We start from the raw sequence: 14,215 nt of genomic DNA, 5'->3' as shown, positions 1-14,215 counted from the left end.
CCGTGAGCGAGGCAATCGTCGCCTCCCAGGCCCCCGGGACGGACATAGCCGTCCCGGGGGCCTCCGGGGCCCGTCAGTTCTGGCGGCGGCTGCGCACGCAGCGCGCCGCCCTCGTCGCGGCGGCCGTCGTCGCGCTGCTCGTCCTGGTCGCACTCGCCGCACCGCTGCTCACGGCGGTCGAGGGCCAGGACCCGACCACCTACCACCCCTCACTCGTCGACTCCGCACGCGGCGGCGTACCCCTCGGTTCGCTCGGCGGTGTCAGCGGCGACCACTGGCTCGGCGTCGAACCGCAGACGGGCCGCGATCTCTTCGCCCGCCTCGTCTACGGCGCCCGGGTCTCCCTCGGTGTCGCGTTCGCGGCCACCCTCGTACAGGTCCTCATCGGCGTCGTCGTCGGTGTCGCGGCCGGGCTCGGCAACCGATGGGTCGACCAACTGCTGAGCCGCGTCACCGACATCATCATCGCGATGCCCCTCATGATCATGTCCCTCGCACTGCTCGCGATCGTGCCCAGCAGCTTCCCGCGCCCCGTCCTGGTCGCCCTCATCATCGGCCTGGTCGCCTGGGGCTCGACCGCGAAGATCGTGCGCGCCCACACGCTGACCCTCAAGGAGCTCGACCACGTGGCGGCGGCCCGGCTCAGCGGCTGGGGCCCCTGGCGCGTCGCCCGCCGCGAACTCCTGCCCGCGCTGGCCGCGCCCGTCATCACGTACGCCGCCCTCCTCGTCCCCCTGAACATCACCGTCGAGGCGGCGCTCAGCTTCCTCGGCGTCGGTGTGAAGCCGCCGACCCCCTCGTGGGGCCAGATGCTGACCGCGGCCGACGTCTGGTACCAGGCGGCACCGCAGTACCTGCTGTTCCCGGCGGGCTCGCTGTTCCTCACCGTGCTCTCGCTGACCGTCCTCGGCGACGGGGTGCGCACGGCCCTCGACCCGCGCGCGGCCTCGCGGCTGCGCGTCGGCACGGGACGCAAGCGGGAGGCCAGGGCATGAGCGGCCTGCCCGGGGCCGGCGGATTCACCGGATTCGCCGTACGGCGTCTGGTCGGCGCCGTCGTCACCCTGCTCGCGATCTCCGTGATCATCTACCTCGTCTTCTACGTCGCGCCCGGCGACGTCGCCCAGATCACCTGCGGCCCGCGCTGCTCGCCCGCCCAGGTGCACCAGGTCTCCGAACAGTTGAAGCTCGGCGATCCGCTGTACCTGCGCTACTGGCACTTCCTGCAGGGCATCGTCGCCGGACACGACTACTCGACGGGCACCTCCGTACAGCACTGCGGCGCGCCCTGCCTCGGCCTCTCGTACCAGAGCGACCAGCAGGTCACCCACCTGATCTGGACGAAGCTGCCCGTCACCCTCTCGCTCGTGCTCGGCGCGATGGTGCTGTGGCTGGTCCTCGGCGTCGGCACCGGCGTGCTCTCCGCGTGGCGGCGCGGCCGGATCACCGAGCGCGTGCTGACCGGCATCACGCTCGCCGGCACCGCCACACCCGTCTTCGTCATCGGCCTGGTGCTGATGATCGTCGTCTGCGGACAGCTGCAGTGGCTGCCCTTCCCGCAGTACGTGCCCTTCACCGAGGACCCCGAGCAGTGGGCGTGGAACCTGCTGCTCCCCTGGCTGGCGTTCGCGCTGATCGAGGCCGCCAAGTACGCCCGGCTGACCCGGGCCTCGATGCTGGAGACCCTCGCCGAGGACCATGTCCGCACCTTCCGCGCCTACGGCGTGGGGGAGCGCTCGATCATCGGCAGGCACGCCCTGCGCGGTGCGATCGCGCCGGTCATCGCGCTGAACGCCAACGACGTCGGCTCGGCGATCGGCGGCGCCGTGCTCACCGAGACGATGTTCGGACTGCCCGGCCTCGGACGTGAACTCGTGCACGCGGTACAGGTCGTCGACCTGCCCGTGGTCGTCGGGATGGTCCTGGTCACCGGCTTCTTCGTGGTCCTGGCCAACGCCGTCGCGGACGTCCTGTACGCGGTGGCCGACCGACGGGTGGTGCTGTCGTGAGTCTCCTGAAAACAGACGAATCCCCGGCCAGCGGCCCTGACGACACCGACGACACTCTCGTGGACGTCCGCGACCTCGTCGTCGGGTTCGGGGACCTGCGCGCCGTCGACGGGCTCTCCTTCACCCTCAGGAAGGGCGCCGCGCTCGGACTGGTCGGCGAGTCCGGCTCCGGAAAGTCCACCGTGGCCTCCGCGCTGCTGGCGCTGCACCGGGGCACCGGCGCGCGCGTCGGTGGCGCGGTGCGGGTGGCCGGGGTCGACGTACAGGCCGCCTCCGACGACGAACTGCGGCGGCTGCGGGGCGGGAAGGCCGCGATGGTCTTCCAGGATCCGCTGTCGTCACTCGACCCGTACTACGCGGTCGGCGACCAGATCGCCGAGGTGTACCGGGTCCATGTGAAGACGTCCCGGCGCGCCGCACGCGCGCGTGCCGTCGAGGTGCTCGACCGCGTCGGCATCGCGGACGCCGCCCGCCGCGCCCGCTCGCGCCCGCACGAGTTCAGCGGCGGCATGCGGCAGCGCGCGCTGATCGCGATGGCGCTGGCCTGCGCGCCCGACCTGCTGATCGCCGACGAGCCGACCACGGCCCTCGACGTGACCGTCCAGGCCCAGATCCTCGACCTGCTGCACACCCTGCGCGAGGAGACCGGGATGGGGCTGCTGCTGGTCACGCACGATGTGGGCGTGGCCGCCGAGAGCGTCGACGACGTGCTGGTCATGCGGCACGGGAGGGCGGTCGAACACGGGCCGGTCGCGGCGGTCCTCGGGGCGCCGCGAGAGGCGTACACGCGCGAACTGCTGGGCGCGGTCCCACGCGTGGACGCACCACGCGTCCGGCCCGGGACCGGGTCGGCTCCTGCCGGGGTGAGCGGGGGCGGCGGGGCGGATGGACGCGAGGTGTCGGACGGGGTCGTGTCGGGCGGTGGTGTGTCGGGCGGTGTCGTGTCGGACGGGGTCGTACCGGTCGGTGGTGCGCCGGACGACGGCGTGCCGGTCGGCGATGCGCCCGGTGGTGCGTCCCGTGACGGGGCGGTCGGTGAGGTCGTTCTCGAAGCGGTCGATCTGCGGCGTGTATTCGGGCGCGGCAAGCGGCGGTTCACGGCCGTGGACGGTGTGTCGCTCACGGTCCGGCGCGGGGAGACGCTCGGCGTCGTCGGCGAGAGCGGCAGCGGCAAGACCACGCTGGGGCGGATGCTGGTCGGGCTGCTGGAGCCCACCGCCGGGTCGGTCCGGTACGAGGGCCGGGCACAGTCCGGCGTCCGTCCCACCGTCCAGATGGTCTTCCAGGACCCCGTCTCCTCCCTCAACCCCCGGCGCAGTGTGGGCGAGTCGATCGCCGACCCGCTCCGGGCCCGCGGCGAACGGGACGAGACCCGCATCCGGGGGCGTGTACGGGAGCTGCTGGAGCGCGTAGGGCTCGAAGCGGCGCACTACGACCGCTACCCGCACGAGTTCAGCGGCGGACAGCGCCAGCGCGTCGGCATCGCGCGGGCGCTCGCCGCCGACCCGCACGTCATCGTCTGCGACGAGCCGGTCTCCGCGCTCGACGTCACGACACAGGCCCAGGTGGTCGCCCTGCTCGCCGAACTGCAGCGCGAACTCGGTCTCGCGCTCGTCTTCGTGGCGCACGACCTGGCGGTCGTGCGCCAGGTCAGCGACCGGGTCGCGGTGATGCGACGCGGCCGGATCGTCGAACACGGCCCCGCCGACGAGGTGTACGAGTCCCCACAGGACCCGTACACGAAGCAACTGCTCGCCGCCGTACCGGCACTCGACCCGGAGATCGCGGCGGAACGACGCCGGGCCCGCAGACAGCTGGCCACGGTGTGACGGGGCGTCACCTCGTGACGCCTTAGCGCGACAGAACGCGACCTGCGCGAGAAAGTTACGACCGTTCACCCCTTTTGGTGGCGCGATGGACAACCGTCCGTCGCGCCACCGCCATGTCCGCATACGTTCTTCCCGCTGCGAGCCGCCGGGTCAACGGCGGCTCCCCATATGGGAGATCGGGGGTGCACTCGTGCGCATCGGACTGCTTACGGAGGGTGGCTATCCGTATGTGAGCGGTGACGCCAAGCTCTGGTGCGACCGGCTCGTGCGCGGGCTCGGGCAGCACGAGTTCGACATCTACGCGCTCAGTCGCAGCCGACGCCAGGAGGACGAGGGCTGGGTCCAACTGCCGCCCCAGGTCAGCCGGGTACGAACGGCTCCGCTGTGGACGGCCGAGGACGACGGGGCGGTGCACGGGCGCAGAGCGCACGGACGCCGGGCGCGACGGCGTTACGCCGAGTGCTTCGGGGAGCTGGCGGCGGCCGTGTGCGCGGGCCCGGGAAGCCTGGACGGCCCCGAGAATTCCGGCGCTCCCGGTGGAGCGGGGGTGGCCGGCGACGCGGGGGCGACCGGTGGCCCCGGTGCCACCGGGGGACCGGGCGTCACGGGGGCACCGGGCGTGGCGGGTCGACCGGGCGACGCGGGTGGACCGGGCTTCGGGGGCGCTTCGGGGGCCCTCGCCGGCTCGGGGGATTCCTTCGGCCTTGAGGCGGACCGTTTCGCCACCGCGCTGTACGGGCTCGCGGAACTCGCCCGCGACGAAGGCGGCCTGGCCGGAGCGCTGCGCTCCGAGGGCGCCGTGCGCGCATGGGAACGCGCCTGCCGCGCGCCGGGCGCACTGCGCGCCGCGCGCACCGCTCGCGTGCCCGACCTGCTCTCCGTCGCCGCCCACGTCGAGCGGTCGCTGCGCCCCCTCTCACTGGACTGGTACACGGACGACGGGCTCGGCGCGGTCGACCTCTGCCACGCGGCCGCCGGCGGCTCGGCGGCCCTGCCCGGTCTGCTCGCCCGGCACTTCGCCTCGGTCCCGCTGCTCGTCACGGAGTACGGGGTGCCGTTGCGCGCGCACTATCTGGCCTCCGCCGCCACCGAGGAGGCGCCCGCCGTACGGGCGTTGCTCGCCTCCTTCCACGGCAGGCTGGCCACCGAGGTCTATCGCCGGGCCGCGCTCATCACGCCCGGCAACACCCACGCCCGCCGGTGGCAGGAGCGCTGCGGCGCCGACCGCGCCAAACTGCGCACCGTCTACCCCGGCATGGAGGCGTCCCGCTTCGCGGAGGTGGGGGAGAGCGCCGAGGGCGCCGGCGGCGCGGACCCGGACACGCTGGTCTGGGTCGGCCGCGTCGAACCGTCGAAGGACCTGGTCTCCCTGCTGCACTCCTTCGCCGAGGTCCGCAAGGAGGAGCCGAAGACCCGGCTGCGGATCTTCGGGGCGCCCGCCGACGGGCCGGACGGCGCGGCCTATCTGGCTCACTGCAAGGCGCTGGCCGCCCACCTCTTCCCCGACGAGGCCGAGGGCGCGCACGCCGTCGGCGACAACCCGGTGTCCTTCGAGGAGATCGGCGGTCCGGAAGCTCCGGGGCTCGCGGAGGCGTACGCGTCCGGTGCCCTGGTCGTCCTGTCCAGCGTCGTCGAGGGCTTCCCGATCAGCCTCGTCGAGGCCATGTTCTGCGGCCGCGCCACGGTGTCCACCGACGTCGGCGCGGTCGTCGAGGTCATCGGCGGTACGGGACTGGTGGTGCCGCCACGCAATCCGCGGGCGCTCGCCGAGGCGTGCGTGGCGCTGCTGCGCGACCCCGAGCGGTGCGCACGCCTCGGCGCGGCGGCACGCGCGCGTGCCCTCGAACTGTTCACCATCGAGCAGAACGTCGAGGCATTTCACGGCATTTACCTGGAGATCGTCTCGCACTCCCCGATCCGGCGGGTCGTCGTGGACGCGACGGGCGAACCACTGCCCTTCGGCGTACCCGCCGAGGCCCACGTACCCGGCCGCTGGACCGAGGCCCGCGTCATCGCCGCGGGGCGTCCGCGCTGGGCGGCGGGAGCCCCGGTACGCGCGACGGTTCCGCTGACCGCCGGGGAGGGCGCGTGACGAGCGAAGCTGGCCGCACCGAAGGACGACTCGGCGAACTGGACCGGCCCCCGACACCGGAGAGTTCCGGGGCCTGGGACGAGCAGTCGGTGGAGTGGCTCGTGGCGGACGAGGGGACCGCCGGGGACGAGGAGGCGGACCCGCGCGCGCGGACGGTCGTCCCGAACGACGGGAGTCCGACGGGGACCGCACCCGCGACAGCACCCGGGGATGTGCCGTTGCGCCCATCCGTATCGGCGGCTGGACCGACACTGCCGGCTGGACCGACACCCGTACCGGTGGCCGAATCGGTGGCCGCACCGGCATTCCCGCCGGCACCGGCGGACGGCTCTGTGTCCACCTCTGTGCCCACATCCGAGCCCACATCTGTGCGCACACCCGTGCTCACAGCCGGGCGCGCATGCGGTCCCGCAGCCGGTCCGGCGGCCCTCGACGCGGGGGCGGGGGCGGGGACAGGGGCCGGGGCTCGGGGCATGGGCACGAGCGAGGTACCGAACGTCTTGAACGACGCGGGCGGCCTCCCCGGGCACTCCCGCAGGCCCTCCGGCCGCAGGAACGCCGTGGACCCGGTGAAGGCCCTGATGCACCGGCACCGCGAGCTCTGCGAACGCGCCGTCGACCCGCTGGAGATCGCGGCGGGCCTGGAGGCACACGGGCTCACCGACCGGACGGCCACCCGCTTCCGCCACCGGGACGTGTTCTCCCTCGCCGAGGAGATGTACGCACGCCGGGCGCGCGACGTGGAACCGGCCCCGCAACCCGCCCCCGCGGAACGCTCCGGCGCGCGCGCCGGCTGGGCCGTGCTCGCCGTGCTTCCGGGCGTCCTCTGCGCGGCGACCCTGACCGGACTGCGGTTCACCGAAGGACAGGCCCACCTCGCCGTCGCCGCGGCCGGCATCCTCGCAGTGGCCCTCGGCCTGCGCGCCGCCCTGCGTCACGGACCCCTCGGCACCGCCCACCGCTCCACGAACGGCACCCGGGCGTGGACCTGTTGGCTGATCGCCTACGCCCTGTTCGGTGACGGCCTGCTCAGCGGCGCCCTCGCCGGCGGACCCGACGACCCCTGGCCCGCCGCCACGGCGCCCGTACTCGCCCTCGCCCTGTCCTGCGCCCCCGCGGCCTGGTGCGCCCACCTCTTCATGACGCGCGCCCGCCACGGACTGGCCGCCAGCCGGGGCCTGGAGGAGTTCGCGGTCTCCGTAAGGCCCCTGCTCCTTGGCGTGTTCGCCCTCTTCCTGTGCGCCCTCGGCGCCCTGCTCGCGCTGTGCGGGGCGGCCCTGGACGAGCCCCCCGCCTACGCCGGAGCGATCGCCCTCGGCGCACTGCTGCTCCTCGCACGCCTGCTCGCGACGCGTGGCTTCACCCACGCCCCCGCTGTCGTGCTCGGCACCGCCGGCGCGGCCGAGGCGACCGCGACGGCCACGGTCTTCGCCGGCCGCCTGCCCGGCTGTTCGTTCCTGGGCACGCCTGTCGAGACCGTCGCCTACGCCTGGGGACCCGGCGCCGTCCCCGCCCTGGTGTGCGGCGCGGGCGCACTCGTCCTCCTGATCCACGCGACCCGCACCCTGACCCGGGCCTCGGCCCACGCCGCACCCGACGGGACGCCATGAGCAGCGCCCCCGCCACCGACCCGGGCCGCGCACACGGCGGCGAACAGCACGGCGCGCCGCCCGCCCCGCGTCACGACCCGCGCACGTCGAACCGGCCCGCGGTCGCCGCCACCCTCGTGAGCCGCCGCAAGCGCCACCCGAGGGTCCAGCCCTTCTGCAGGGCCCACCTCTCCCGCGGGGCCGACACCGCGGGCCTTCCTTCCGACCCACGGCACCACCCCGAAGGAGAACGCCAGATGATCACCTCCCGAACCGGAGAATCCGCCCCGGGAGCCGCCCGATGAGGGTCCTGCTGATCGGAGCCAACGGATACCTCGGCCGTTTCGTCGCCGACAGACTGCTCGCCGACCCGGCCGTGCAACTCACCGCGCTCGGCCGGGGCGACGACGCCGACGTACGGTTCGACCTCGCCTCGGGCAGCCCCGGCGCACTCACCCGTTTCCTGGACGCGGTGCACCCCGGGGTCGTCATCAACTGCGCCGGTGCCACCCGCGGCGGCGCCCGCGAACTGACCCGGCACAACACCGTCGCCGTCGCCACCGTCTGCGAGGCCCTGCGGCGCAGCGGGTGCGGGGCGCGGCTCGTGCAGGTCGGCTGCGGCGCCGAGTACGGGCCCAGCCAGCCCGGCTCGTCCACCGCCGAGGACGCCGTACCGCGCCCCGGCGGCCCGTACGGCGTCAGCAAGCTCGCGGCCACCGAACTGGTCCTCGGCTCCGGACTCGACGCCGTCGTCCTGCGCGTCTTCTCGCCCGCCGGTCCCGGTACGCCCGCCGGATCCCCGCTCGGCCGCCTCGCCGAGGCCATGCGGCGCGCCATGCAGTCCGGCGACGGCGAACTCAAACTCGGCGGACTCGGCGTCCAGCGCGACTTCATCGACGTCCGCGACGTCGCCCGTGCCGTCCACGCCGCCTCCCTCTCCGCCGCACAGGGCGTCATCAACATCGGCTCGGGCCGCGCCGTCCGCCTGCGCGACGCGGCCGCCGTCCTCGCCCGCGTGGCCGGCTACGGCGGCACGCTGCACGAACTCGACGGCCCGCCCGGACCCATGAGGGGACCCATCGGGCACCCGCGCCCCGAACCCGACCACGGGGGCCCGGTCGCCTACCCCTACCCGGACGGCTGCGGCAGCTGGCAGCAGGCCGATGTACGCACCGCGCGCGACCGCCTCGGCTGGCGGCCCCGGATCAACCTCGAGGAATCCCTCGCCGATATCTGGATGGAGGCGGCATGCCGCATCTGACCAGCGCCACAGCGGGCACCCCGAGCACCGGCCTGCGGACCGGCTTCGGCATCCCCGGCTATGCGCACCCCCTCGTCGCACCGGCGGAATGGGGCGCACTCACCCGCCCCGGCACCCCCCTGCACTGGGTCGTCCTGAACGTGGCCGAGGGCCCGGGCGTCCGCCCCGACCCGCACTGCCTGGAGGCCGTCGGCCGGCTCCGCCACGCCGGTGTGCGCGTGCTCGGACACCTGGACGTCACGTACGGCGCACGGGCCGTCGGCGAGGTGATGTCCGAGGCGCACCGGTATCTCGACTGGTACCGGGTCGGCGGGTTCCTCCTGCACCGCTGCCCCACCGAGCGCGCCGCGCTTCCCGAGGTCCGCCGGACGGTCACCGGGCTCCGCGCGCTCCTCGACGACCCGCACATCGTGCTCGGTCACGGCACTCACCCCTACCCCGGCTATGCGGAGAACGCCGACCAGCTGGTGACGTTCTCCGGCCCGTGGAGCGACTACCGCTGGTCGCAGGTCGCCGAGTGGACCGCCGACTACGCGCCCGAACGCTTCTGCCACTTCGTCCACGGTGTGCCCCGCGGTCATCTGGACGAGGCGCTGCGTATCGCCCGCTGGCAGGGCGCCTCGACCATCTACCTCACCGACCGCACGGACCGGGGCGGTCGCGCCGACCCCTGGGAGACGATGCCCGGCTACTGGGACGAGATCGTCTCGCGGATCGGAACGGGTGTCTCGGAATGAAGAAGGGCGTGGCAGTGTTACGGGGAGAACAACTGTAGTGATTGACCGACCAACGGAGTCCCCGTGTCGCTGCCACCCCTGGTCGAGCCGGCTGCCGAGCTCACCGTAGACGAGGTCCGCAGGTACTCCCGCCACCTGATCATCCCCGATGTGGGCATGGACGGGCAGAAGCGGCTGAAGAACGCCAAGGTGCTGTGTGTGGGCGCCGGCGGCCTCGGGTCCCCGGCGCTGATGTACCTGGCCGCGGCGGGCGTGGGCACGCTCGGCATCGTGGAGTTCGACGAGGTCGACGAGTCGAACCTGCAGCGCCAGATCATCCACAGCCAGGCGGACATCGGCCGGTCCAAGGCCGAGTCGGCGCGCGATTCCGTGCTGGGCATCAACCCGTACGTGAAGGTCGTCCTCCACGAAGAGCGGCTCGAGGCCGAGAACGTGATGGACATCTTCAGCCAGTACGACCTGATCGTCGACGGCACGGACAACTTCGCGACCCGCTACCTGGTCAACGACGCGTGCGTGCTCCTCAACAAGCCGTACGTGTGGGGCTCGATCTACCGCTTCGACGGCCAGGCGTCCGTCTTCTGGTCCGAGCACGGTCCCTGCTACCGCTGCCTCTACCCGGAGCCCCCGCCCCCCGGCATGGTCCCCTCCTGCGCCGAGGGCGGTGTCCTGGGCGTGCTGTGCGCGTCCATCGGCTCCATCCAGGTCAACGAGGCGATCAAGCTGCTCGCGGGCATCGGGGAGCCCCTGGTCGGCCGCCTGATGATCTACGACGCCCTGGAGATGCAGTACCGCCAGGTCAAGGTCCGCAAGGACCCGAACTGCGCGGTCTGCGGTGAGAACCCCACCGTCACCGAGCTCATCGACTACGAGGCCTTCTGCGGCGTCGTGTCCGAGGAGGCCCAGGAGGCGGCGGCCGGCTCCACGATCACTCCCAAGCAGCTCAAGGAGTGGATCGACGACGGCGAGAACATCGAGATCATCGACGTCCGCGAGATCAACGAGTACGAGATCGTCTCGATCCCCGGCGCCAAGCTGATCCCGAAGAACGAGTTCCTCATGGGGACCGCCCTGGAGACCCTTCCGCAGAACAAGAAGATCGTCCTGCACTGCAAGACGGGTGTCCGCAGCGCGGAGGTCCTCGCCGTCCTGAAGTCCGCGGGCTTCTCGGACGCGGTGCACGTCGGCGGCGGCGTGATCGGCTGGGTCAACCAGATCGAACCGGACAAGCCGGTCTACTGAGCAACGGGCGAGCCGGTCCGCCGAGCACCGGCTCGCCCCGCACTTCCGACGGCGGGGTCTCGCACACGACAGGTGTGGGGGACCCCCGCCGTCGTCATGAACAGACCTTGCCGTCCTTCGGTACCGTCCCGTTCAGCAGATAGCCGTTCACCGTGGAGTCGACACACTCGCTGCCACTCCCGTACGCGCCATGGCCCTCGCCCTTCCAGGTGAGCTCCACCCCGACGCCCTTGCCCAGTTCGTCGGCCATCCTGCGGGCGCCCTCGTACGGCGTCGCGGGGTCCCCGGTGTTGCCCACGACCAGGATGGGCGCGGCTCCCGGCGCGCTGACCTCCGGGGTGTCGTGCTGACCGGCGACCGGCCAGTCGTGACACCAGCCCGCGGTGTCCCAGCCCATGAAATCGCCGAAGACGGGCGAGATCTTCTCGAACTCCGGCAGCAGCTTCCTCGTCTCCCCGGGAGTCGGCCGCTGCTTGTCGTCCAAGCACGATATGACCCGTTGCGAATGGGTCGTCGTGCCGTAGTGCCCTGCGGAGTCACGGTCGTTGTACCCGTCGGCGAGCTCCAGCAGTGCCGTCCCGTCGCCGTCCTCGGCCGCATCGAGCGCCCTGGTCAGACGCGGCCAGCCCGCCTTGCTGTACAGCGGCTGCACAATGCCGGTGAGGGCCAGGGTCTGGGTGAGCTCGCGGCCGCCGGTGGTCCGCAGTGGCTTCGCGTCGATCCGGTCCAGAAGGTCCACGATCCTCCGGGAGCCCTGCTCGGGGTCCTGGCCGGTGGACTTGAGGTAGTCGTCCAGGGCGCGCTGGAACCCCAGGGTCTGGTTCTTGGCGTGGCCCACCGTGTCGGCGCTCGGGTCGACGACGGCGTCCAGCACCAGCCGTCCCACGTTCTTGGGGAACAAGTGGGCGTACACACCGCCGAGTTCTGTGCCGTAGGAGATACCGAAGTAGTGCATCCGGCTGTCGCCGAGAACCTGGCGCATCAGGTCCATGTCGCGGGCGGTGTCGGTCGTCGAGACGTGCGACATCAGCTTTCCGGCGGCCTTCTCGCAGCCCTTGCCGAAGTCCGTGGCGTCCTTGAAGTAGGCGCTCTCCTCGGCGGCGTCGTCCGGAGTCGCGTCCACCGACTCGGCGGCCTGGATCGCCTTGTCACCGCGGCAGCGCACACCCTCGCTCGCGGCGACACCGCGAGGGTCCCAGCTCACCAGGTCGTAGCGCTCGTGGAGCGGGCCGACGAGGTTCTCGTAGTAGGGCATCGTGGAGACGCCAGAACCGCCGGGGCCGCCGAAGTTGAACAGGAGCGAGCCGAGGCGCTCGCCCTGGCCACCGGTCGCCTTCGAACGGATCAGCGCGAGGCCGATCGTCTCGCCGCCCGGCTTCGCGTAGTCGAGCGGCACCTTGAGTGTCGCGCACTGCCAGCCGCCGCCCTGGGCGGCGGAGCCCGAAGATCCCTTGCAGCGGCCCCAGTCGAGCTTCTGCGCGGTGAGCGAGGCCGGCAGGGCCGAAGCGGCGCCGGACGAAGGCGTGGTGGCCGACGGAGGGTCGCTGTTCTTCCCCTCGTCCTTGCCGTTCCCCGACGAGCCGCCGCAGCCGGCCGCCAGCAGAGCGGCCGCCACCATGGCAGTCCACCGCGCGAAACGCGTCATGAGATTCCCCCCTCACCCGTGGTCCGCCGGATGCCGCGGATCACCTGCACGCCATATTAGGCCTCCGCGGCGAGCAGCCCCGCGTACCTGTGGATAACCGTTTGACCTGCACTTTTCTAGGTGCAGACGGTTCCGGCAGGGGGTACGGTCCCGTCCAGCAGATAGCCGTCCACCGCGTTGTGCACGCACTTGTTCCCGCTGTCGTACGCGCCGTGCCCCTGGCCCTTGTAGGTCAGCTCGACGCCGACGCCCTTGCCGAGCGCCCCCACCATCTTCTTCGCGCCCTCGTACGGGGTGGCCGGGTCACCGGTGTTGCCGACCACGAGGATCGGCGCCGCGCCGGCGGCGCCGACGTCCGGGTGGTCGGCGGCCCCCGGGACGGCCCAGTCGGTGCAACTGAGCATGCCCCAGGCCAGATAGTCGCCGAACAGGGGCGACGCGGCCCGGAACTCCGGAAGTTTCGCCTCGACGTCGGCGGCGGTGTAACGCGGCTTCTCGTCCGCGCAGTTGATGGACACGTTCGCCGCGGTGAGATTGCTGTACTGGCCGTCCTCGCTGCGCCCGTTCATCGAGTCCGACAGCACCATCAGCTCCTTGCCGTCACCGCTGTACGCCTGGTCCAGGCCCTCCGTCAGGTACTCCCAGAAGTCCTTGGAGTACAGGGCCTGGGCGATGCCGCTGGTCGCCGCGGTCTGGGTCAGCTCACGCGGGAAGGTGCCGGGGACCGGCTTGCTCTCCAGGTCGGTGAGGAGCTTGGCGATGCGGCCCTTGACGTCCTGCGGGGTGTCGCCGATCGGGCAGGGATCCGCCTTCGAGGTGCAGTCCTCGGCGAAGTTGTCGAGTGCGAGCTGGAATCCCCTGGCCTGTCCGAGCGCGCTCTGTTCCGGGTCCTGCGTCGGGTCGACCACCCCGTCGAACACGGCGCGGCCCACCTTCTTGGGGAACAAGTGGGCGTACACACCGCCGAGTTCGGTGCCGTAGGAGATGCCGAAGTAGTGCAGCTTGTCGTCCCCGAGGACTTGGCGCATGAGGTCCATGTCGCGGGCCGCGTCGGTGGTGCGCACGTGCGGGATGGTCCGGCCCGAGTTCTTCTCGCAGGCCGCGTTGAACGCCTTGGTGTTGTCCAGGAGCGCCTTGCGCTGGGTGTCGTCGCCGGGGATGGCGTCCTGCTGGAAGTACGAGTCGAGCTGGCTGTCGTCCTCGCACTTCACCCCGTCGCTGCGGCCGACCCCCCGCGGATCGAAGCTCACCAGGTCGTAGCGGGTGCGCAGCTTCGCGTAGTCCCCACCGAAGGCGGGCAGCGTGGTGACGCCCGAGCCGCCGGGGCCGCCGAAGTTGAAGACGAGGGAGCCGACGCGTTTGTCCGGGTCGCCGCTCGCCCGCGCCCGGATCAGCGCGATGCCGATCGTGTCGCCCTTGGGGGCCGACCAGTCGAGGGGAGCCTTCATGGTGGCGCACTGCCACTGCGCACCGCCCGGCAGAGGAGAGGGGGCGTCGCCGCCGCCCTCGGACTCGGAGGGGGCCGGGCAGTCCTGCCAGTCCAGCTGCTGGGCCGCCAGGTCCCCGTCCTTGGGTCCTTCGCCGCAGCCCGTCAGCACACAGGACAGCAGGACGGCGGTCACGGTGAGGGCAGCGGCGCGCCACTGGGACGGGTTCGGCATGTCTCCCATCCTGCGGTCGCGCCGGGCGGTGCGCTCGGGACGCGGGCCGTGCGGGTGAGGGCACGGCGGCCCGTGCCCCGCCCATGCGGGTCAGGGGGGCGGTGCCCGTGCGGCCGGGATGCGCCGCGCCCAAGCCGCCCGGGGTGCGGTG

General features: G+C 72.5%; 10 protein-coding genes. 8 read left to right on the top strand and 2 right to left on the bottom strand.

The window, feature by feature from the left end; translation table 11 throughout:
* The first annotated feature begins 2 nt into the window (after positions 1-2).
* The 8 genes from OG199_RS16200 (at position 3) to moeZ (ending at position 10,758) form a co-directional block, all read left to right on the top strand.
* Positions 3-995 (top strand): ABC transporter permease, encoded by a 993-nt coding sequence (locus OG199_RS16200; RefSeq protein WP_356808903.1) that lies wholly within the window; start codon positions 3-5, stop codon positions 993-995.
* A complete protein-coding gene (locus tag OG199_RS16195) occupies positions 992-2,008 on the top strand; it encodes an ABC transporter permease (protein ID WP_401799478.1) in 1,017 nt (338 codons plus the stop codon). The genes OG199_RS16200 and OG199_RS16195 overlap by 4 nt, the downstream gene beginning before the upstream one ends.
* A gap of 5 nt (positions 2,009-2,013) precedes the next feature.
* A complete protein-coding gene (locus OG199_RS16190) occupies positions 2,014-3,837 on the top strand; it encodes a dipeptide ABC transporter ATP-binding protein (protein WP_405834564.1) in 1,824 nt (607 codons plus the stop codon).
* Positions 3,838-4,027: 190 nt separating this feature from the next.
* Positions 4,028-5,929 (top strand): DUF3492 domain-containing protein, encoded by a 1,902-nt coding sequence (locus OG199_RS16185; RefSeq protein ID WP_405830023.1) that lies wholly within the window; start codon positions 4,028-4,030, stop codon positions 5,927-5,929.
* Positions 5,930-6,402: 473 nt separating this feature from the next.
* The gene (locus OG199_RS16180; RefSeq protein ID WP_405830021.1) at positions 6,403-7,539 is read left to right on the top strand and encodes a hypothetical protein; all 1,137 of its coding nucleotides are present in this window, start codon (positions 6,403-6,405) and stop codon (positions 7,537-7,539) included.
* 280 nt (positions 7,540-7,819) lie between these two features.
* The gene (locus tag OG199_RS16175; protein ID WP_356802489.1) at positions 7,820-8,779 is read left to right on the top strand and encodes an NAD-dependent epimerase/dehydratase family protein; all 960 of its coding nucleotides are present in this window, start codon (positions 7,820-7,822) and stop codon (positions 8,777-8,779) included.
* The gene (locus OG199_RS16170; RefSeq protein ID WP_405830019.1) at positions 8,767-9,516 is read left to right on the top strand and encodes a spherulation-specific family 4 protein; all 750 of its coding nucleotides are present in this window, start codon (positions 8,767-8,769) and stop codon (positions 9,514-9,516) included. The genes OG199_RS16175 and OG199_RS16170 overlap by 13 nt, the downstream gene beginning before the upstream one ends.
* A gap of 63 nt (positions 9,517-9,579) precedes the next feature.
* Positions 9,580-10,758, top strand: a complete 1,179-nt coding sequence (moeZ, locus tag OG199_RS16165) for an adenylyltransferase/sulfurtransferase MoeZ (protein ID WP_405830017.1) — start codon at positions 9,580-9,582, stop codon at positions 10,756-10,758.
* 94 nt (positions 10,759-10,852) lie between these two features.
* Here the strand turns inward: moeZ and OG199_RS16160 are convergent, their stop codons facing one another.
* Together OG199_RS16160 and OG199_RS16155 are read right to left on the bottom strand one after the other, a co-directional pair.
* Positions 10,853-12,403, bottom strand: a complete 1,551-nt coding sequence (locus OG199_RS16160; RefSeq protein ID WP_405830015.1) for an alpha/beta hydrolase — start codon at positions 12,401-12,403, stop codon at positions 10,853-10,855.
* A gap of 116 nt (positions 12,404-12,519) precedes the next feature.
* Positions 12,520-14,064, bottom strand: coding sequence for an alpha/beta hydrolase (locus tag OG199_RS16155; RefSeq protein WP_405830014.1), 1,545 nt, complete (start codon positions 14,062-14,064; stop codon positions 12,520-12,522).
* Positions 14,065-14,215: the final 151 nt, after the last annotated feature.

The sequence above is a fragment of the Streptomyces sp. NBC_01176 genome, from assembly GCF_045039825.1.
Classification (GTDB): Bacteria; Actinomycetota; Actinomycetes; order Streptomycetales; family Streptomycetaceae; genus Streptomyces.
The sequence above is the reverse complement of the archived record's forward strand: the minus strand, read 5'-3'. Positions and strand labels throughout refer to the sequence as shown.